The organism is Salmonella sp. HY31 (genome assembly GCF_042604575.1).
Taxonomy (GTDB): Bacteria; Pseudomonadota; Gammaproteobacteria; order Enterobacterales; family Enterobacteriaceae; genus Salmonella; species Salmonella diarizonae.
Window position 1 is genome coordinate 1,329,958 of record NZ_CP170479.1, and the last position, 20,795, is coordinate 1,350,752.

Consider the following 20,795-nt stretch of genomic DNA (forward strand, 5'->3'; position numbering starts at 1 on the left):
TATCAGTATGGAATAAGAGACAGCATAAGCCATCCCTTATTTATACATTTTTACTTTATTTCCATAACGCATGCTTAGCACGCCAGCAATCTACCCACATTGCCGTTGCGCCACAGACGGCGACAGGCATAATGAAAAGGTTAAGCACCGGAATCATCGTAAAAAGGCTGGTGAGCGCGCCAAATTGCATGTTCGCGACTTTCTGCGTGCGCAACGCGGCGCGCATCGTTTTAAACGGCACTTTGTGGTTATCAAACGGGTAGTCGCAATACTGAATCGCCAGCATCCAGGCGCTGAACAAAAACCACAGCACCGGCGCGATGGTTTGGCCAATGCCAGGAATAAAATAGAGAACCAGCAGTACAATAGCGCGCGGCAGATACCACGCCAGCTTTTGCCATTCGCGTTTCATAATGCGCGGTACATCTTTCATGATGCCGAGTACGCCGGTATCTGGCGGCGTGGCGCCGGTTAACCGCGCCTCAAGCTGTTCGGCTAAAAGACCGTTAAACGGCGCGGCGATCCAGTTGGCGAGGGTAGAGAAAAAATAGCCAAAGACCAGCAGAACAGAGATAACCGCAATCGGCCACAGCAGATAGCTCAGCCATTGCAGCCAGTCCGGTACATGACTCATCAACGAAGGTATCCAGGCGTCAAGCTGCGTAAACAGCCACCAAAATGCGCCGCCCATCAGCACAATGTTGACCAGCAAAGGTAAAATAACAAAGCGGCGGATTCCCGGTAGGGTAACTAATTTCCATCCTTGCGAGAAATAATAGACGCCGCTACGTGGTACGGTTGTGGATGATGAAACCATATTCAGGACATACTCCTTTTCTTAAAGCCCTGGGTAAACGTGGATATCTTACCCGGTTATCAGACGGTGGATAGTTCGGAAATGTTCGAAAAAACAGCAAAAAACACATTTTCCTTCATCTTTATGCTGCGAAAGCCAACAGTACACTTGCACTTGACGTAATCGGCAAATACTCTTAGTGAGTAAATGTTTGCCGTGGTGGCAAGGTGTTAGAACAACAGAGAATATAATGATGCAGGATTTGCGTCTGATATTAATCATTGTTGGCGCGATCGCCATAATCGCTTTACTGGTACATGGTTTCTGGACCAGCCGTAAAGAACGATCTTCTATGTTCCGCGATCGTCCACTAAAACGCATGAAATCAAAACGCGACGACGACTCGTATGACGACGATGTCGAAGAAGACGAAGGCGTGGGTGAAGTTCGTGTTCACCGCGTGAATCATGCCCCCGGCCAGCCGCAGGAGCATGATGCCCCTCGCCAGTCGCCGCAACACCAGTACCAGCCGCCTTATGCGTCTGCGCAACCGCGTCCAGCGGCACCACCGCAACCGCAAGCGCCGATGCAACCGCCGGTTCAGCAACCGCCCCAACCTGTGCCGCAGCCTCTGCAGGCTCAGCCATCTGCGCCGCCGGTACAGCCGTCGCAACAGCAGCCTGCACCGCCGTCGCAAGCGCCGCAGCCTGTTGCGCAGCCCGCACCGCAAACCTTCCAGCCTGCGGAACCTGTGGTTGAGGCGGAACCGGTGGTGGAAGAAGCGCCGGTTGTGGAAAAACCGCAGCGTAAAGAGGCGGTCATCATTATGAACGTCGCGGCCCATCATGGCAGCGAGCTTAATGGTGAAGTGTTACTGAACAGTATTCAGCAGTCAGGCTTTAAATTTGGCGATATGAATATTTTCCATCGTCATTTGAGCCCGGATGGCAGCGGCCCGGCCTTGTTCAGTCTCGCGAATATGGTCAATCCGGGAACGTTCGATCCTGAAATGACGGACTTCACTACGCCTGGCGTCACTATCTTTATGCAGGTGCCGTCTTATGGCGATGCGCTGCAGAACTTTAAGCTGATGCTGCAATCCGCGCAGCATATCGCTGATGAGGTCGGCGGCGTCGTGCTGGATGACCAGCGTCGGATGATGACGCCGCAAAAACTGCGCGAATATCAGGACCGCATCCGCGAGGTGATGGACGCTAACGCCTGAGGTTAACGCAGGTGTGACATTTTTAACGTAACCCCCGCCTGTCGGGGGTTTTTTATCATTGATGGTGTGATATGGAACCAATCGAACAACAACTGACAGAACTGCGAACCACGCTTCGCCATCATGAATATCTGTATCATGTGATGGATGCGCCGGAGATTCCTGACGCCGAATATGACCGCCTGATGCGGGAATTGCGGAAACTGGAGGCGCAACGCCCGGATCTCATCACGCCGGATTCGCCCACGCAGCGCGTTGGCGCGGCGCCGCTGACGGCATTTAACCAGATTCGCCATGAAGTGCCGATGCTGTCGCTCGATAACGTATTTGATGAAGAAAGCTTCCTGGCGTTTAACAAGCGGGTGCAGGATCGTCTAAAAAGCACGGAAAATGTCACCTGGTGCTGCGAGCTAAAGCTGGATGGTTTGGCGGTCAGCATTCTGTATGAAAACGGCGTGCTGGTAAGCGCCGCGACGCGTGGCGACGGCACCACCGGTGAAGATATCACTTCTAACGTGCGCACGATTCGCGCCATTCCGTTAAAGCTGCACGGCGATAACATTCCGGCGCGTCTTGAAGTTCGCGGAGAGGTATTTTTACCGCAGGCCGGGTTTGAAAAGATCAATGAAGAAGCGCGCCGCACTGGCGGCAAAGTGTTTGCTAACCCGCGTAACGCGGCGGCAGGCTCGCTGCGTCAGCTCGATCCGCGTATTACGGCGAAGCGACCGCTAACATTCTTCTGCTACGGCGTCGGTATTCTGGAAGGTGGTGAGTTGCCGGATACGCATCTGGGACGTTTGCTGCAATTTAAAGCATGGGGGCTACCGGTCAGCGATCGCGTGACGCTGTGCGATTCTCCCCAGGCGGTACTGGATTTTTATCACAACGTCGAAGAAGATCGTCCCACGCTCGGTTTTGATATCGACGGCGTGGTGATTAAGGTCAACTCGCTGGTTTTGCAGGAACAGCTAGGCTTTGTGGCTCGCGCGCCGCGCTGGGCGGTGGCGTTTAAATTTCCTGCTCAGGAGCAGATGACTTTTGTGCGCGATGTTGAATTTCAGGTAGGGCGCACCGGGGCAATTACGCCGGTGGCGCGTCTGGAACCGGTTCAGGTGGCTGGTGTACTGGTCAGCAATGCCACGTTGCATAATGCCGATGAAATTGAGCGTCTTGGCTTGCGCATTGGCGATAAGGTGGTTATCCGTCGGGCAGGCGATGTGATCCCTCAGGTGGTAAATGTGGTACTGTCCGAACGCCCTGAAGAGACGTGTCCGATTGTGTTTCCAACGCACTGTCCGGTGTGCGGATCGGACGTAGAGCGAGTCGAAGGCGAAGCCGTTACCCGTTGTACCGGTGGATTGATTTGTGGCGCGCAGCGTAAAGAGTCGCTCAAACATTTTGTGTCGCGCCGGGCGATGGATGTGGACGGGATGGGCGATAAGATCATCGACCAACTGGTGGAAAGGGAGTATGTCCATACGCCAGCGGATCTGTTCCGTCTGACGGCGGGTAAACTGACCGGCCTGGACCGAATGGGACCAAAATCCGCACAAAATGTCGTTAACGCGCTGGAAAAAGCCAAAGCGACGACCTTTGCGCGTTTTCTCTATGCGCTGGGCATTCGTGAAGTCGGTGAAGCGACGGCGGCGGGGCTGGCGGCTTATTTCGGTACGCTGGAGGCACTGCAGGCCGCCTCCACTGACGAGTTGCAAAAAGTGCCTGACGTGGGGATTGTGGTCGCTACGCACGTCTTTAACTTTTTTGCCGAAGAGAGCAATCGTGACGTGATCGGACAGCTACTGGCGGAAGGGGTTCACTGGCCCGCGCCGGTTGTCATTAATGCGCAAGAGATCGACAGCCCGTTTGCCGGTAAAACCGTGGTACTAACCGGTAGCCTGAGCCAGATGTCCCGCGATGACGCTAAAGCGCGTTTAGTGGAGCTGGGCGCGAAAGTGGCAGGCAGCGTATCGAAGAAAACCGATCTGGTGATTGCGGGTGAAGCGGCGGGTTCCAAACTTGCCAAAGCGCAGGAACTGGGCATCAATGTCATTGATGAAGCGGAAATGCTTCGTTTGCTGGGTATCTGATATGGAGAAAGAGCAGTTGATCGCCATCGCTAATACGCTGATGCCGTTCGGCAAATATCAGGGGCGTCGATTGATCGACCTTCCGGAAGAGTATTTGCTGTGGTTTGCCCGTAAAGATCAATTTCCGGCGGGTAAGCTGGGGGAGCTGATGCAAATCACGCTGCTGATTAAAACCGAGGGGCTGACGCAACTGGTGCAGCCCCTGAAACGCCCGCTTTAAGCTTTCGCGGCGTGGCTTTCCTGCTGCGCCTGTAACTTCTCGGTCTGGCGTTTGTAGCGCCGCGCCAGCCCTGCGCAAACCATCAGTTGGATCTGGTGGAAGATCATCAGCGGTAATACCATCATACCCAGCACTGACGTCGGAAACAGAATATTGGCCATCGGAATCCCGTTGGCCAGGCTCTTTTTCGAACCGCAGAAGACGATAGTGATTTCGTCGGCTTTGTTGAAGCCGCATTTACGGGCGACAAAGACGTTAATGGCTATGACGATCGCCAGCAGTACGAGGCTAACCACGACGATAAACAGCAGCGATCCCCAGCCGACTTTGTGCCAAATGCCGTTGACCACCGCTTCGCTGAACGCTGAGTAGACCACCAGCAAAATAGAGGTCTGGTCTGTCTTCGCGATCCACTTTTTGTTGCGCGCGACCCAGTTGCCAATCCACGGGCGAGACAGGTGTCCCAGCACGAAAGGCAGTAGCAGTTGCAGCATAATTTTGCCCACCTCTTCCAGACTGCCCTGCGCGCCATGAATATTCATTACCAGACCGACCAGCAGCGGCGACAGGAAAATGCCCAGCAGGCTGGACGCAGACGCTGAGCACACCGCAGCCGCGACGTTACCGCCCGCGAGTGAAGTAAACGCAATCGCAGACTGCACGGTGGCGGGCAAAATACACAGATATAGAAAACCGCTGTAGAGCATAGGGTCGACATTGACAGGCGCCCACCAGGCAAACAGTACGCCGAGGACAGGAAAGAGCACAAAAGTGCTGCACATGACCCACAGATGCAACCGCCAGTGGCTGCCGCCAGCGATGATCGCTTCACGCGAAAGCTTCGCGCCATGCATAAAAAACAGCAGAGCGATGGCCGCTGTCGTGATGCCTTCAACGACAGGCACAAAGCTGCCTTCCGCCGGGAAAAAAGAGGCCAGTAGTACCACGGTGATAAGCGTCAGCGTGAAAGGGTCAAGGATACGAAAAAGTTTCATAAAAACTCCTGAAAGTCGGTGCAGCCATTTTGCGTTTTTCGCTTTGAGAAATAAAATTGATTTATTGCATCTATATATGAATTTAGTCGATGAATTATTCACTGCGTCAACTGCGTATTTTTATTACCGTCGCCCAGGCAAAAAGTTTTAGTCGGGCAGGGGATATGATTGGACTAAGCCAGTCTGCAGTCAGTCATAGCGTAAAAGAGCTGGAGCGGCAAATCGGCGCCAGACTGCTGGATCGCACTACGCGTGAGGTGGTGCTGACCGAGGCGGGGCAACAACTGGCGACGCGTCTGGAGCGGGTGCTTGATGAACTGAACAGTATACTGCGCGATGCAGGCAGAGTAGGGACACAATTAACTGGCACCGTGCGCGTTGCTGCCAGCCAGACCATTTCTGCGCATCTTATTCCGCAATGTATTGCCCAAAGTAATTCACTTTATCCCGCTATTGATTTTGTACTGCACGATCGTCCGCAGCAGTGGGTGCTGGAGAGCATTCGTCAGGGGGAAGTGGATTTTGGGATCGTTATCGATCCCGGCGCAGCGGTGGATTTACAGTGTGAAGCTATCTTATCAGAGCCTTTTTTACTATTGTGTCGCCAGGATCATCCGCTGGCGCATCAGGAATGGGTGAGCTGGCAGGATCTTAAACAGGCGCCGCTGGTCTTACAGGATTATGCTTCCGGTAGCCGACCGCTGATTGATGCGGCGCTTGCCCATTTTGCTATTGAGGCGGATATCGTGCAGGAGATTGGCCATCCCGCCACGCTCTTTCCAATGGTGGAAGCGGGAATCGGCATCAGCGTACTGCCTGCGCTGGCGTTACCGCTCCCGCAGGATAGCCACTTGCTGGTTAAACGGCTGACGCCCGTAGTTGAAAGACAGCTCATGCTGGCGCGGCGAAAAAACCGGTCGCTCTCCACGGCGGCGCAGGCATTATGGGATGTAGTACGCACCCAGGCCAGCGAATTAACCGCAGCGAGGGCGAAAGATCCGCTGTATCAGATATAGACGGTAAGCGAGCCGGTAGCGTTGCTGCGGTATTTATGCCGGGTGGCGGCTTCGCCTTACCCGGCCTACATTCGCCGCGTAGGCCCGATAAACGTAACGCCTGGCGCAGGTTATATCGCAGATAGCAAAAAAGCGCCTTTAGGGCGCCTTTTTACATTGGTGGGTCGTGCAGGATTCGAACCTGCGACCAATTGATTAAAAGTCAACTGCTCTACCAACTGAGCTAACGACCCGAAGTGGTGGGTGATGACGGGATCGAACCGCCGACCCCCTCCTTGTAAGGGAGGTGCTCTCCCGGCTGAGCTAATCACCCACTTCGGTACTTCACAATAAGAAATTTAGCTGGCGAGAAAGTGGTGGGTGATGACGGGATCGAACCGCCGACCCCCTCCTTGTAAGGGAGGTGCTCTCCCAGCTGAGCTAATCACCCATTTCTCAATTTCTTATCTACACGGCGGAGACTACATAAAGTAGTTGGTGGGTGATGACGGGATCGAACCGCCGACCCCCTCCTTGTAAGGGAGGTGCTCTCCCAGCTGAGCTAATCACCCCCGCTGTGTGGAGTCGCATTATAGGGAGAGTTGAAAATGAGTCAACGCATTTTCTAAAGTTTTTGTTTGTTCGTCGTAAAATTAAACAAAACGATCGTGAATCACCCCACGCTGCATGATTTCTATACGGAAATAGTAAAGCGCAGCGTTCTGACCGGATCAACATTGAGGAATCAAGCCACAGTGATAGAATACAAGGCTATTCATCTTTCCAGGATTTGCCGGTTGTCGGCATCTTTATAAACGTAAGGCCATTTCATGAAAATCAAAACTCGCTTCGCGCCTAGCCCGACAGGTTATCTGCATGTCGGCGGCGCGCGTACTGCTCTTTATTCCTGGCTTTTCGCACGTCACCACGGCGGTGAGTTTGTGCTGCGTATTGAAGACACCGATCTTGAGCGTTCCACGCCGGAAGCCATCGAAGCCATCATGGATGGTATGAACTGGCTGAACCTGGAATGGGACGAAGGCCCGTATTTCCAGACCAAACGTTTTGATCGCTATAACGCGGTTATTGACGAGATGCTGGAGGCGGGAACGGCCTATAAATGCTACTGCTCCAAAGAGCGTCTGGATCAGCTTCGTGAAGATCAGATGGCGAAAGGCGAGAAGCCGCGTTATGACGGGCATTGCCGTCATAGCCACGAGCATCATGCCGACGATGAGCCATGCGTGGTGCGCTTTGCCAACCCGCAGGACGGTTCCGTTATTTTTGATGACCAGATCCGTGGGCCGATCGAATTCAGCAATCAGGAGCTGGACGATTTGATCATTCGCCGTACCGACGGTTCGCCGACCTACAACTTCTGTGTGGTGGTTGACGACTGGGATATGGAAATTACCCATGTGATTCGTGGCGAAGACCATATCAACAATACTCCGCGCCAGATCAACATCCTGAAAGCGTTAAACGCGCCGGTGCCGATGTACGCGCACGTGTCGATGATTAACGGCGACGACGGTAAAAAACTGTCTAAACGTCATGGTGCGGTTAGCGTCATGCAGTATCGCGACGATGGCTACCTGCCGGAGGCGCTACTGAACTACCTGGTGCGTCTGGGCTGGTCCAGCGGCGATCAGGAGATCTTCACCCGTGAAGAGATGATCAAACTGTTCTCCCTGAATGCAGTCAGTAAATCGGCTAGTGCATTCAACACTGATAAACTGCTATGGCTGAACCACCACTACATCAATACGCTGGCGCCGGAATATGTGGCGACGCATTTGCAATGGCATATCGAGCAGGAAAATATCGATACCCGTAACGGCCCGCAGCTTGCTGAATTGGTGAAGTTGTTGGGAGAACGCTGCAAAACTCTGAAAGAAATGGCGCAGAGCTGCCGCTATTTCTATGAAGACTTCAGCGAGTTTGACGCCGATGCGGCGAAAAAACACCTTCGCCCGGTGGCGCGTCAGCCGCTGGAAGTGGTACGCGACAAGCTGTCGGCGATTACGGACTGGTCAGCAGAAAACATCCACCACGCGATTCAGGCCACGGCGGATGAGCTGGAAGTGGGGATGGGTAAAGTGGGGATGCCGCTGCGTGTGGCCGTGACCGGCGCCGGGCAGTCTCCTGCGCTGGATGTTACCGTACACGCGATTGGCAAAACCCGCAGCATTGAGCGTATCAACAAAGCGCTGGGCTTTATCGCCGAGCGTGAAAGCCAGCAGTAACGCGAGCTGAAACAGAATGAACGGCAGGGAAGACGCCTGCCGTTTTTTATTTGTTAGTCCGCCTCATTGATACCTAAACGCGTCAGAAATCCGCGAATACCTTCCCGCGATAAAAACAGCGCCAGTTTTTCCTGTTCCTGAGCAGACATATTTTCAACTGCATCAATAATTTGTCGATAAGCGTGACTGTGCGCCGCGTTCGCATATTCTGCGAAAGCCTCTTCCGCCTGATAAAACGCAGGCAGTTTGCGAAAAGCCGGAATATTGAGAATAAATTCCCGCACGCTGGCATCAATATGGATGAGTCTTGCGCGTCCGCCTTTGACGCCGGGAAATTTTTCGGTTTTCCAGTTTTGTTCTCTGATCCAGCGATTGACGGTTTGTCTGGCCACGCCGAGGCATTCAGCCAGCTCTTCAGTGGTCATTTTACTGCGTAATCTTTTCATATTATTTGCTATCGCGTATCCCTAAGCGTTGTAACAAACCGGTAATCCCTTCGCGAACGAGGAGAGAGGTAAACTGTTTCTGCTCGGATGAGGTCATCTCTTTAGCGAGCGTCATGAGCAGCGCTTCAAGCGATGCGTCGCTGGCAGGCGTGAATGTGTCTGCGTGGTGGTCAACCGAACGCTCAGCGCTGCGGATATATTCACGAACCTGTTCGTTTACATGAACCAGACGGGCTTTACCGCCCTGGACGCCGGGTTTGGGCGATGTCGCCCAGCCTTCTTTCCGTACCCATTTATTGATGGTTTGTCGGCTGTAACCGGTGAGATTAGCGAGTTCTTCTGGCGTCATCCGTTCCTTGAACATAACGATTCCCTGAATAGTCGTGGGGTTAATTAGTGGTTCATTTTATAGCACCATTTTAGTCGAAACCGTGACGCGTTTAACTACTGAATGCGAGTTGTGCCGCAATGTCTTTTATTTGAATGCTTTTTCAGCGATTGAATTCGGCAAGTTCATTTTGCCGTTGACACATGCGAAGGGAATTCATATGATGCCGCCCGTCAACTCGACAAGCTTTACGTAGTGGGGCTATAGCTCAGCTGGGAGAGCGCTTGCATGGCATGCAAGAGGTCAGCGGTTCGATCCCGCTTAGCTCCACCAACATTCAAACCCTCGCTGCAAAGCGGGGGTTTTTGTTTTTTGTCACAGAATTTATGGTGCCTGATCTGTTCTTCACGTGCGTTTGTTTGCCACTGCTTTTGCTGTCAATATGAGCTTTTGTTAGATTGCTTCACGATACGAATATACTTATTATTCATGCGCCTTATATAATGATGTGAGCATTAAACCAATGCCGGATAAGTATAATGTACTAAAAAATATAAAAATATTTTTACTGGCTCTCTGCCTGACCGTTCCGGCTATTCTGGTATCCCGTCTCATTTCTCCCCGCGCCATAATTGATTCCAACTATATTTTTCTGGCCTGGCTACCGCTCTGCGTCATGTTTGCCGTTCTGTTCTTATTTGGCCGCCGCGGCGTCGCGCCGATAGTAGGCGGAATGATGTTGACCAATGAATGGAATTTTCATTTACCTCTGCCACAGGCGCTGGTGCTGCTATTTTGCCAAACGTTTCCCGTGTTGCTGTTTTGCGCTATCGTACGCTGGCAGTTGGGCGCACGCTGGCGCTACGGAATACCCCACAAAGGCATCTGGCTACGCATTTTCTGGTTAGGGCTAATGACGCCGCTCGGCATAAAAATCAGTATGTATCTGGCGGGGCACTACCTGGCTTTCCCGGTGACCATATCTACCTTCTTTGGCATCGGCACCGCTATTTTCTCGATTGTCGATTTATTGAGTCTGATTTCTGCCGCGCTTATTTTTACCCTCTTTTTCTATTATCCGCTGCGGATGATAGTCAGTCCGCACTATATTCGTATTTTCTGGCGGAGGGATGTCGCTCCTTATCTCGCCAAAGAAAAACGCTTGTTTACGCTTCTCTGGTTTGCAACTCTGGCGACGCTATTAGCGGTGCTGTGTACGCCTTTCGAGACAAAGTATATTGCTGGCTATCTGGTGCCAGTCCTGTTCATTGGATTTACCCTCGGCGTGGGGAAAATCAGTTATGCGCTATTGAATTTTAGCTGGGCTATCACTGCGCTATTCCTGCTTAGCTACAACCGCAATTTTCTGCAGGGCGTAGGATCAGAATATTCGCTGGCATTTATTCTTTCGGTTCTCATTTCTTTTAGTATTTGTTTGTTATACATGGAGCGGATTAACCAGCGCAGCGAATGGTTGAATCGACAATGGCACTCGCAGGCATTGACCGATCCGTTGACGCAACTGCCGAACCTGCGTGCGCTGGAGCAGTTTCTTTTACAGGATGCCGGGCAAAGCGTGTGTTATTTACGCATGGAAAACCTGGAATTTCTGAGCCGCCATTACGGTATGCTGATGCGCGTTCATTGCGAACGCGAGGTGTTTCGCGCGTTGCAGCCGCTGCTGCTGGAAAAGGAGAAAATTTTCCATCTGCCGGGCAGTGAGTTATTGCTGGTACTGACGGGACCGGAAACTGAAGCCCGCCTGCAATATATGCTCAATGTGCTTAATAATCGCAAAATTTACTGGAACAATACCGGCCTGGAAATGGAATACGGCGCATCGTGGGGAACATTCGATGGTCGCCAGGAAACCTTACAACCGTTGTTAGGACAGCTAAGCTGGCTGGCGGAGCAATCCTGTTCGCATCGTCGGGTGCTTGCACTGACCCATAGTATTGAAGCCGCTTCCGGTCAGACGACGGAACGGGTGCTGCGGTTGCAGAAAATCCGTCAGGCGCTGGAGCGCGGCGCGCTTGTTTTGTATGCTCAGCCTATCCGCGACGCGCAGGGAAAAGGGTATGACGAGATTCTGACGCGGCTCAGATGCGACGACGGTATCATGATGCCGAATCAGTTTATTCCGCTTATCGCCCAGTTTAACCTGAGCGTGCGGTTTGATATGCAGGTGATGGAAGCGCTTCTGCAATGGCTGTCCACGCATCCGTCGGCGGAGCAGGGAGCGCGTTTCTCAGTTAATCTGATGCCGCTGACGCTGCTGCAAAAAGAGACGGCGCCGCGCATTATTCAGTGCTTTAAACGCTATGGCGTCCCGCCTGCTTCGGTCATCATCGAAATTACTGAAGAACAGGCCTTCTCTCATTCCGAAATCAGTATGCACAATATCAACCAACTGCGTAAGTTTGGCCTAAAAATCGCAATTGATGATTTCGGCACCGGTTATGCAAACTATGAACGGCTAAAACGCCTCAAGGCGGACATCATTAAAATCGACGGTTGTTTCGTAAAAGATATTCTGACGGACTCCCTGGATGCGATGATCGTGAAATCAATTACTGATTTAGCGAAAGCGAAATCGTTGAGCGTCGTGGCTGAGTTTGTTGAAACGCCTGCGCAGCGCGATCTGCTATTGCGGCTTGGTGTACACAGTTTGCAGGGATATCTGATTGGCCGCCCGCGCCCGTTAGGCAAATAAGCGGCATAAAAAAACCGGGGATAGCTCCCCGGTTTCTGAATTAAAAAGCTAAAGCTTACAGTACCAGCGCCGCGATAGAGGCGGACAGTACGCTCACCAGCGTAGAACCGTAAACCAGTTTCAGACCAAAACGGGAAACCACGTTGCCTTGCTCTTCGTTCAGGCCTTTAATCGCGCCCGCGATAATACCGATGGAAGAGAAGTTCGCGAAGGATACCAGGAAGACAGAGATAATGCCTTCAGCGCGCGGAGAGAGGGTGGAGGCGATTTTTTGCAGATCCATCATCGCCACGAATTCGTTGGAAACCAGTTTGGTCGCCATGATACTTCCTACCTGCAGCGCTTCACTGGAAGGTACGCCCATCACCCACGCGACCGGGTAGAAGATGTAGCCCAGAATGCCCTGGAAGGAGATGCTATAGCCGAACCAACCGGTAACCGTTGCGAACAGCGCGTTCAGCGCCGCGATCAGCGCGATAAAGCCGATCAGCATCGCTGCGACGATAATCGCCACTTTAAAACCTGCCAGAATGTACTCGCCCAGCATTTCGAAGAAACTTTGGCCTTCATGCAGGTTCGACATCTGAATATTTTCTTCGCTGGCATCCACGCGGTACGGGTTGATCAGCGACAGAACGATAAAGGTGCTGAACATGTTCAGAACCAGCGCAGCGACCACATATTTAGGGTCCAGCATCGTCATGTACGCGCCCACAATAGACATGGAAACGGTAGACATTGCGGTCGCCGCCATGGTGTACATGCGGTTACGGGACATTTTGCTGAGGATATCTTTATAAGCGATAAAGTTCTCGGACTGGCCCAGGATCAGCGAGCTGACGGCGTTAAAAGACTCCAGTTTGCCCATACCGTTTACTTTGGACAACAGGAAACCAATAGCGCGGATGACCACTGGCAGAACGCGGATATGCTGGAGAATACCGATCAACGCGGAAATAAAGACGATCGGGCACAATACTTTCAGGAAGAAAAACGCCAAACCTTGATCGTTCATACTGCCGAAGACGAAGTTTGTCCCTTCGTTGGCAAATCCGAGCAGTTTTTCAAACATCTCGGAGAAACCTTTTACGAAGCCAAGGCCAACATCAGAGTTCAGGAAGAACCAGGCCAGTAACACTTCGATAACGAGTAACTGAATGACGTAACGAATGCGAATCTTTTTACGGTCGCTGCTAACCAGCAGTGCGAGTACCGCAACAACGGCAAGCGCCAGGACAAAATGAAGGACGCGGTCCATATTTGCTCCAAATATGAGGCAGGTTTAATTTTCGTGCACATTCTATGCAACAGCCGTAAAGAAAACGAGATCCAACACACACTATAATAAGGACCTGTGACGAGATTCAAAATTAGTGATCTGTAATACACTTTTACTGTGCTGAATATGAAAATGAAAAGTTATATCAGTGTGCTAATCTTGTAATGTTAAGCCAAAGTGTTCTGATACAGGTCGTCATCGTATCGGTCTATCGTTTCACACTATCAAAGTAATCACCCGTACCCATTGAAATGCACTTGATAATCATTATCAATAAACATAGCATGAAACATAGCAAAGGCTATGTTTTTGAGGCAAAAGATGACTGACAATCGCGTAGAGAATAGCAGCGGACGGGCGGCGCGCAAGCTAAGGCTCGCATTAATGGGACCTGCGTTCATTGCCGCGATTGGTTATATCGATCCCGGTAACTTCGCGACCAATATTCAGGCTGGCGCCAGCTTTGGCTATCAGCTACTCTGGGTGGTGGTTTGGGCGAACCTGATGGCAATGCTGATTCAAATCCTCTCGGCAAAGCTCGGGATTGCCACGGGCAAGAATCTGGCGGAGCAAATTCGCGACCATTATCCGCGCCCGGTGGTCTGGTTTTACTGGGTGCAGGCGGAAATCATCGCGATGGCCACCGATTTAGCTGAGTTTATCGGCGCGGCAATTGGTTTTAAGCTGATCCTGGGCGTCTCTTTATTACAGGGCGCGGTATTGACGGGTATCGCGACGTTTCTGATTTTAATGTTACAGCGCCGCGGTCAAAAACCGCTTGAAAAAGTCATCGGCGGTTTACTGCTTTTTGTCGCCGCCGCTTACATAGTGGAGCTGTTTTTCTCTCAGCCTGATATGGCGCAGCTCGGCAAAGAAATGGTTATCCCGGCGCTACCGAATTCGGAAGCCGTATTCTTAGCCGCCGGCGTGCTTGGCGCGACGATTATGCCGCACGTGATTTATTTGCACTCTTCATTAACGCAGCATCTGCATGGCGGAACGCGGCAACAGCGATATTCAGCAACGAAATGGGATGTTGCTATAGCCATGACGATTGCCGGTTTTGTCAATCTGGCAATGATGGCAACCGCCGCTGCGGCGTTTCATTTTAGCGGGCACACCGGCATCGCCGATCTCGATCAGGCATACCTGACGCTGGAACCGTTGCTTAGCCATGTGGCGGCAACGGTGTTTGGTCTTAGTCTGGTAGCGGCAGGGCTTTCTTCCACCGTGGTAGGAACTCTGGCGGGGCAGGTGGTGATGCAAGGGTTTGTCCGTTTTCACATTCCGCTGTGGGTACGGCGTTTTATTACCATGCTGCCCTCATTTATTGTGATTTTGATGGGGCTTGACCCTACCCGAATTCTGGTGATGAGCCAGGTGCTGCTGAGTTTTGGTATTGCGCTGGCGCTGGTGCCGCTACTGATTTTCACCAGTAACCCCACGCTAATGGGCGAGCTGGTGAATACGCGGCGGGTAAAACAGATTGGCTGGATGATTGTCGTGCTGGTCGTCGCCCTGAATATCTGGTTGCTGGTTGGAACGGTGATGGGCTTGTCATAGGAGATCAAAAGATAGCAGGCCCGATGCGTTGGCGTCATCGGGCTGTCATTCAGCAGGAGGCTTAGTGGTGATGCTTGTGACCCCGGCCTCGCCCGCGATGATCGTCGCGATCGCGCCAGCCTTCCCGATAACCGCGTTCATACGCTTTACGCTTATCCCAGCCGCGATGATAGCCGTTGTCATGGCGCCACCAGCGATTTTTACGCCATTCATAATGGTTGTGCCAGTAATCCCGGTCGCGCCAGCGACCGCCGTCCCAGTAGTTACCGTAATCATCGCGATCGCCAATTTGTAATTTTATTGAGGGCAACAGGGTGATTTCGCCCGCATTCGCGGCAAGCGGTGTAAAAGCCAACAAGGCTGCCGCCAGAATCAGTGACCTGAACATACTTTCTCTCCTTCACGATCGAGCCGTAGCCGGCCTGTTAATGCAATATTACGAAGCAGTAAAGCTTTGTTTCATCGCCTTAACTCTTAAATCATGAAGGAGAGCATTTTTTGCTAAAGTCGCGTGTTCAGGATAGCGTCAATTTCTGCACATTCCGTTGCTGAAAAACGGCGATTTGCCAGCATTCCTACGGCATCTTCGATTTGTGACGGTTTGCTGGCGCCAATCAGCACCGAGGTAACGTTATCGTTACGCAGTACCCAGGCGAGCGCCATCTGAGACAATTTTTGGCCCCGTCGCGCAGCCAGTTCATTCAACTGGCGAACTTTTTCCAGCTTGTCGGCGGTAATCTGTTCTGGTTTAAGGAAACGGCTTCCGCTCGCCGCGCGGGAATCTTCCGGAATGCCATTCAGATAACGGTCAGTGAGCTGTCCGCCCGCCAGCGGCGAGAACGCAATACTGCCGACGCCCTTTTCCTGTAACAGCGCCAGTAATCCGTCCTCCACCCAACGCTCAAAAAGCGAATATTTAGGTTGATGAATCAGGCAAGGCGTGCCGAGATCCTCGAGAATATCGATAGCTTGTCTCGCCAGATCGGCAGGATAGTTAGAGATCCCCACGTACAACGCTTTGCCCTGGCGGACAAGGTGATCCAACGCTTTCATCGTCTCTTTAAGCGGCGTTTCGGGATCGGGGCGATGGTGATAAAAGATATCGACATACTCCAGCCCCATACGTTTCAGGCTTTGATCGAGGCTGGCGATAAGATACTTCCGTGAGCCCCAGTCACCATAAGGGCCATCCCACATGGTGTAGCCCGCTTTGGTGGAGATGACCAATTCATCGCGCCACGGTAAAAAATCTTCCTGCAGAATGCGGCCAAAATTACATTCTGCGGAGCCCGGCGGCGGGCCATAATTATTGGCGAGATCAAAATGGGTAATGCCCAGATCGAACGCACGTTGCAGCAGCGCCCGGCTGTTTTCTACCCGTGTCGCATCGCCGAAGTTGTGCCATAACCCCAGCGAAATGGCGGGAAGTTTGACGCCACTGCGTCCGCAGCGACGATATTCCATTGTGTGATAACGATTCTCATCGGGCTGATAAACCATGACCTTTCCCCCTGTGACGTGAATAAATAGTGTATACGGTTACACTCGCCAGGAGGTATTCGGATTTTACTGTTCGCTACTGTAAACATTGTTTTCCAGACTTTCATACCCGTCGTGCTGGACAGCCATCAGCGTTCCTTAATACTCAACATAATGTTAACGTCAAAAGGAACGCTGTCATGCAAAACCCCTATACCGTGGCCGACTATTTGCTGGACAGACTGGCAGGATGCGGCATTGGCCATCTTTTTGGCGTACCGGGCGATTATAACTTGCAGTTTCTTGACCATGTGATTGACCACCCGACCCTGCGTTGGGTGGGATGCGCCAATGAGCTGAACGCCGCTTATGCTGCGGACGGTTATGCGCGCATGTCGGGCGCTGGTGCGCTACTCACCACCTTTGGCGTGGGAGAACTTAGCGCTATTAACGGTATCGCGGGCAGTTACGCGGAATATGTACCGGTCTTGCATATTGTCGGCGCGCCCTGTAGCGCTGCGCAGCAGCGTGGCGAATTGATGCACCACACCCTCGGTGACGGCGATTTTCGTCATTTTTATCGCATGAGTCAGGCGATATCTGCCGCCAGCGCAATATTGGATGAGCAGAATGCCTGTTTCGAGATTGACCGCGTATTGGGTGAAATGCTTGCCGCACGCAGGCCTGGATACATCATGTTGCCCGCCGACGTGGCGAAAAAAACGGCCATCCCGCCTACGGAGGCGCTGACGTTGCCCGCGCATGAAACGCAAAGTGGCGTGGAGACGGCATTTCGTTACCACGCCCGTCAGTGCCTGATGAACAGTCGGCGCATTGCGCTATTGGCCGACTTTCTTGCCGGGCGCTTTGGTTTACGGCCTCTGTTGCAGCGCTGGATGGCGGAAACGCCCATCGCCCATGCGACACTACTGATGGGGAAAGGGCTTTTTGATGAACAGCACCCGAACTTCGTTGGCACCTACAGCGCTGGCGCCAGCAGCAAAGAGGTGCGTCAGGCCATAGAGGACGCCGACAGGGTTATCTGCGTCGGCACCCGTTTTGTCGATACCCTTACTGCCGGATTTACCCAACAATTGCCGGCGGAACGCACGCTGGAGATTCAGCCTTACGCGTCGCGCATCGGCGAAACCTGGTTCAACCTCCCGATGGCGCAGGCGGTGTCTACGCTGCGCGAACTGTGCCTTGAATGCGCTTTTGCACCGCCGACGCCGCGTTCCGCCGGACAGCCTGTGCGGATTGATAAGGGAGAACTGACCCAGGAAAACTTCTGGCAAACCTTACAGCAGTATCTCAAACCTGGCGATATTCTCCTTGTTGACCAGGGCACCGCTGCCTTTGGCGCTGCCGCGCTGTCGCTTCCGGATGGTGCGGAAGTTGTGGTACAGCCGCTGTGGGGATCTATCGGCTATTCCTTGCCCGCCGCGTTTGGCGCACAAACCGCCTGCCCCGATCGGCGGGTGATTCTGATTATCGGCGATGGCGCGGCGCAGCTCACGATTCAGGAGATGGGCTCGATGTTACGCGACGGGCAGACGCCACTTATCCTGCTGCTCAACAATGACGGCTATACCGTAGAGCGCGCCATTCACGGCGCGGCCCAGCGGTATAATGACATCGCGAGCTGGAACTGGACGCAGATACCACAGGCGCTAAACGCGGCGCAACAGGCGGAGTGCTGGCGGGTGACGCAGGCTATTCAACTGGCAGAGGTCCTCGAACGGCTGGTGCGCCCACAACGTTTGTCATTTATTGAAGTGATGTTGCCAAAAGCCGATCTGCCGGAATTACTGCGTACCGTGACCCGGGCGCTGGAAGCCCGCAACGGGGGATAATGGCCCCCGCTGCGCCGGATTAGGGTTCGTGACGGTTGGCGGCCAGCAACGGTTTTCCCGCCAGCAATAGCCAGGCGGGGAGCATCACAATGCAGAGCAGCGGCAGTAGATTGGTATCTGGTACGACGACAGCAGCCATAAACAGACTGAGCCAGCCGTCGCGCGTCACCACCAGCACTAAGCCAAGAATCGCACAGGAGACGGTAATCGCCGCGGGCACGGTCTCAACATGGGCATGGAGCATGAGTCCTAGCGCCGCGCCGATAAACACGGCCGGAAAAATGCGCCCGCCGCGAAAACCGCTCGCCGCCGCGATGACCAGCGCGGCGAGTTTGACAATGGCTAAGGTAAAATAATCTCCCGCGCCCAGCGTCTGGCTAAACGCCATTTGTTGCATTTCGTCCAGTCCTTTAAACAGGGTAAGCGGCCCGCCAATGACGCCCAGGATACCCAGTATAAAACCGCCAATACCGAGAATCAGGACCGGATTTTTCAGCCGGTGCAGTAACTCATGCAGACGCGGAAGGCACCAGACGGCGACCATCCCTGCGGCAATGGCGATCGCCGCGACGATCGCTCCGCTGGCAATGTCCATCAGTCGCATCTGCGTGTAATGGGCGATGGGTAACGAAAAATGCGGATGAAAGAACAGGCTGGTAGTGAGTGACCCCGCCGCTGCCGCCATTAACGGCGCAAACAGGCGATCCCACATGGGAACATCGTTAGAGCCGCTAAGCGTTTGCGAAAAAATCAGCGCCGCGGCGACGGGCGTGCCGAACAGCGCGCCGATGGTACCGGCCGAGGCCAGAATCGTCCAGTCTAACGCCGCGATGCGTGGGAACAGGCGGGAGCCGAAAGCCACCGCCAGCGCGATATTTATTGTCATTATCGGATGCTCCGGCCCCAGGCTTACGCCACCGGCAAGGCCGATGATTAAGGCGAGAAGCAATCCGGGCAGCGCAGATGGCGAGATCGGCATACTGATTAACGGCTCAATGGCCGGATCGGGGCCAGCGTGTCCTGGACTATAACGGATAATCAAACCCACCACGATCCCGGTTAGCGTGAGCATACCCACTATCCAGAACGGCGAATCATAAGCGATTCCGATGCTGGCGGGCAGCCGTTGCCAAAGAAATTGCTGAAAAACTGACGCGACTTTCATCGCGGCGATTAAAACCAGGCTTGACGCTACGCCAATAATCAGTGCAGGGAGCGACAGCAGCAGCATCGTTCGGGCACGCGGGTGGAACATAATCTCTTCCTTACACGGGGTCGTATACCTATTTTGCACAGCCTGCCCGACGGCATTGCTGCAATTGGTGCTGAAACAAGAAAGTAATTCTGTGATGAAGATCTATATTTATAGGCAGTCAGCCTGATGGCCGTTGTTGTTATGCCCCCATGAATTTACAGTGTGACAAAGACTTATTTTGACTTTAGCGGAGCAGTAGAAGAATGACAAAGTATGCTTTAGTAGGAGATGTAGGCGGCACGAATGCGCGTCTTGCCCTGTGTGATATCGCCAGTGGAGAAATCTCGCAGGCCAAAACGTATTCCGGTCTGGACTATCCCAGCCTTGAGGTTGTGGTGCGCGTTTACCTCGATGAGCATAGCGTCAGCGTGGAAGATGGTTGTATCGCCATAGCCTGTCCGATTACCGGCGACTGGGTGGCGATGACAAACCATACCTGGGCTTTTTCTATTGCGGAAATGAAAAAAAATCTCGGCTTTAGCCATCTGGAAATCATCAACGATTTCACCGCCGTGTCGATGGCGATCCCGATGCTGAAAAAAGAGCATTTAATTCAGTTCGGCGGCGGCGAACCGATAGACGGCAAACCCATTGCGGTGTATGGCGCGGGAACCGGGCTGGGCGTGGCGCATCTGGTACATGTGGATAAGCGCTGGATTAGCCTTCCGGGCGAAGGCGGGCATGTCGATTTTGCGCCTAACAGCGAAGAAGAAGCCATGATTCTGGAAATACTGCGCGCCGAAATTGGTCACGTTTCCGCCGAGCGCGTGTTGTCTGGCCCGGGGCTGGTGAATCTTTACCGGGCGATTGTTAAGTCCGATAACCGTCTGCCGGAAAATTTGCGCCCGAAAGATATTACCGCGCGCGCCCTGGCGGATAGTTGTATCGATTGTCGCCGCGCGTTGTCGCTCTTTTGCGTCATTATGGGACGATTTGGCGGCGATCTGGCGTTAACCATGGGGACATTTGGCGGCGTTTATATCGCTGGCGGCATTGTCCCGCGTTTCCTGGAGTTTTTTAAAGCGTCTGGCTTCCGTGGTGGTTTTGAAGATAAAGGCCGCTTTAAAGATTATGTACACGGTATTCCGGTCTATCTGATTGTCCATGATAATCCCGGCTTGTTAGGCTCCGGCGCGCATCTGCGTCAGACACTAGGCCATATTCTATAAGCCTGATGGGTCTCGCCGGATGGCGGCGTAACCGCCTTATCTGGCCTACAAAAGCGTGTCATCTGTAGGCCTGATAAGCGCAGCGCCATCAAGTAATTAAGAATTCTATTATCAGTCTCAAACCGCGTTTCTCACGCGGTTTTTTT

General features: G+C 53.0%; 17 protein-coding genes and 5 tRNA genes. 10 read left to right on the forward strand and 12 right to left on the reverse strand.

The window, feature by feature from the left end; all coding sequences use genetic code 11:
* Positions 1 to 55: 55 nt before the first annotated feature.
* A complete protein-coding gene (cysZ, locus tag ACE15A_RS06185) occupies positions 56 to 817 on the reverse strand; it encodes a sulfate transporter CysZ (protein ID WP_000255009.1) in 762 nt (253 codons plus the stop codon).
* A 229-nt stretch (positions 818 to 1,046) separates the two neighbouring features.
* On the opposite strand from cysZ, the gene zipA reads away from it, so the two are divergent.
* The 3 genes from zipA to ACE15A_RS06200 all read left to right on the forward strand — a co-directional run bounded on the left by zipA (position 1,047) and on the right by ACE15A_RS06200 (position 4,328).
* Positions 1,047 to 2,021 carry a cell division protein ZipA gene (zipA, locus tag ACE15A_RS06190; RefSeq protein ID WP_053507802.1) on the forward strand — a complete coding sequence of 325 codons (975 nt, stop codon included), beginning with the start codon at positions 1,047 to 1,049 and terminating at the stop codon, positions 2,019 to 2,021.
* Positions 2,022 to 2,092: 71 nt separating this feature from the next.
* The gene (gene ligA / locus ACE15A_RS06195) at positions 2,093 to 4,108 is read left to right on the forward strand and encodes an NAD-dependent DNA ligase LigA (protein ID WP_053507801.1); all 2,016 of its coding nucleotides are present in this window, start codon (positions 2,093 to 2,095) and stop codon (positions 4,106 to 4,108) included.
* Between the two features lies 1 nt (position 4,109).
* Positions 4,110 to 4,328: a DUF3820 family protein gene (locus ACE15A_RS06200; RefSeq protein WP_001804474.1), complete on the forward strand. Its 219-nt coding sequence runs from the start codon at positions 4,110 to 4,112 to the stop codon at positions 4,326 to 4,328.
* Here the strand turns inward: ACE15A_RS06200 and ACE15A_RS06205 are convergent.
* Positions 4,325 to 5,323, reverse strand: a complete 999-nt coding sequence (locus tag ACE15A_RS06205; RefSeq protein ID WP_053507800.1) for a bile acid:sodium symporter family protein — start codon at positions 5,321 to 5,323, stop codon at positions 4,325 to 4,327. The genes ACE15A_RS06200 and ACE15A_RS06205 overlap by 4 nt on opposite strands.
* An 89-nt stretch (positions 5,324 to 5,412) precedes the next feature.
* Here ACE15A_RS06205 and ACE15A_RS06210 point away from each other — a divergent pair, with 89 nt between their 5' ends.
* Positions 5,413 to 6,339: a LysR family transcriptional regulator gene (locus tag ACE15A_RS06210; RefSeq protein WP_064055916.1), complete on the forward strand. Its 927-nt coding sequence runs from the start codon at positions 5,413 to 5,415 to the stop codon at positions 6,337 to 6,339.
* A gap of 157 nt (positions 6,340 to 6,496) precedes the next feature.
* On the opposite strand, the gene ACE15A_RS06215 is transcribed toward ACE15A_RS06210, so the two are convergent.
* The 4 genes from ACE15A_RS06215 to ACE15A_RS06230 form a co-directional block, all read right to left on the reverse strand.
* Positions 6,497 to 6,572: transfer RNA gene (locus ACE15A_RS06215), tRNA-Lys, on the reverse strand.
* A gap of 4 nt (positions 6,573 to 6,576) precedes the next feature.
* Positions 6,577 to 6,652: transfer RNA gene (locus ACE15A_RS06220), tRNA-Val, on the reverse strand.
* 41 nt (positions 6,653 to 6,693) lie between these two features.
* A tRNA-Val gene (locus ACE15A_RS06225) sits at positions 6,694 to 6,769 on the reverse strand.
* Positions 6,770 to 6,814: 45 nt separating this feature from the next.
* Positions 6,815 to 6,890 (reverse strand) — tRNA-Val (locus tag ACE15A_RS06230).
* A 258-nt stretch (positions 6,891 to 7,148) separates the two neighbouring features.
* Between ACE15A_RS06230 and gltX the strand changes: the two genes are divergently transcribed.
* Positions 7,149 to 8,564: a glutamate--tRNA ligase gene (gene gltX, locus ACE15A_RS06235; protein ID WP_053507798.1), complete on the forward strand. Its 1,416-nt coding sequence runs from the start codon at positions 7,149 to 7,151 to the stop codon at positions 8,562 to 8,564.
* A 53-nt stretch (positions 8,565 to 8,617) separates the two neighbouring features.
* Here the strand turns inward: gltX and ACE15A_RS06240 are convergent, their stop codons facing one another.
* The gene (locus ACE15A_RS06240) at positions 8,618 to 9,010 is read right to left on the reverse strand and encodes a YfeC-like transcriptional regulator (RefSeq protein WP_053507797.1); all 393 of its coding nucleotides are present in this window, start codon (positions 9,008 to 9,010) and stop codon (positions 8,618 to 8,620) included.
* A 1-nt stretch (position 9,011) separates the two neighbouring features.
* Entirely contained in the window at positions 9,012 to 9,374 is a 363-nt protein-coding gene (locus ACE15A_RS06245) for a YfeC-like transcriptional regulator (RefSeq protein WP_023183053.1), read from the reverse strand.
* 221 nt (positions 9,375 to 9,595) lie between these two features.
* On the opposite strand from ACE15A_RS06245, the gene ACE15A_RS06250 reads away from it, so the two are divergent.
* Positions 9,596 to 9,671, forward strand: a tRNA-Ala gene (locus ACE15A_RS06250).
* Positions 9,672 to 9,861: 190 nt separating this feature from the next.
* Positions 9,862 to 12,051, forward strand: coding sequence for a sensor domain-containing phosphodiesterase (locus tag ACE15A_RS06255; protein WP_053507796.1), 2,190 nt, complete (start codon positions 9,862 to 9,864; stop codon positions 12,049 to 12,051).
* A gap of 55 nt (positions 12,052 to 12,106) precedes the next feature.
* Here ACE15A_RS06255 and nupC read toward each other — a convergent pair whose 3' ends face one another.
* Positions 12,107 to 13,309: a nucleoside permease NupC gene (nupC, locus tag ACE15A_RS06260; protein WP_053507795.1), complete on the reverse strand. Its 1,203-nt coding sequence runs from the start codon at positions 13,307 to 13,309 to the stop codon at positions 12,107 to 12,109.
* Between the two features lie 342 nt (positions 13,310 to 13,651).
* On the opposite strand from nupC, the gene ACE15A_RS06265 reads away from it, so the two are divergent.
* On the forward strand, positions 13,652 to 14,893 hold the full coding sequence (locus ACE15A_RS06265; protein ID WP_053507794.1) for an Nramp family divalent metal transporter: 1,242 nt from the start codon (positions 13,652 to 13,654) through the stop codon (positions 14,891 to 14,893).
* Between the two features lie 61 nt (positions 14,894 to 14,954).
* On the opposite strand, the gene ypeC is transcribed toward ACE15A_RS06265, so the two are convergent.
* On the reverse strand, positions 14,955 to 15,281 hold the full coding sequence (gene ypeC / locus ACE15A_RS06270) for a DUF2502 domain-containing protein YpeC (RefSeq protein WP_000490091.1): 327 nt from the start codon (positions 15,279 to 15,281) through the stop codon (positions 14,955 to 14,957).
* A 113-nt stretch (positions 15,282 to 15,394) separates the two neighbouring features.
* Complete coding sequence (gene mgrA / locus ACE15A_RS06275) at positions 15,395 to 16,393, reverse strand: L-glyceraldehyde 3-phosphate reductase (RefSeq protein WP_023247443.1); 999 nt, start codon at positions 16,391 to 16,393, stop codon at positions 15,395 to 15,397.
* A gap of 179 nt (positions 16,394 to 16,572) precedes the next feature.
* On the opposite strand from mgrA, the gene ACE15A_RS06280 reads away from it, so the two are divergent.
* On the forward strand, positions 16,573 to 18,225 hold the full coding sequence (locus ACE15A_RS06280) for an alpha-keto acid decarboxylase family protein (protein WP_053507793.1): 1,653 nt from the start codon (positions 16,573 to 16,575) through the stop codon (positions 18,223 to 18,225).
* Positions 18,226 to 18,244: 19 nt separating this feature from the next.
* On the opposite strand, the gene ACE15A_RS06285 is transcribed toward ACE15A_RS06280, so the two are convergent.
* A complete protein-coding gene (locus tag ACE15A_RS06285; protein ID WP_053507792.1) occupies positions 18,245 to 19,480 on the reverse strand; it encodes an ion channel protein in 1,236 nt (411 codons plus the stop codon).
* A gap of 203 nt (positions 19,481 to 19,683) precedes the next feature.
* Between ACE15A_RS06285 and glk the strand changes: the two genes are divergently transcribed.
* Entirely contained in the window at positions 19,684 to 20,649 is a 966-nt protein-coding gene (gene glk / locus ACE15A_RS06290) for a glucokinase (protein ID WP_023247446.1), read from the forward strand.
* The last annotated feature ends 146 nt before the right edge of the window (positions 20,650 to 20,795 follow it).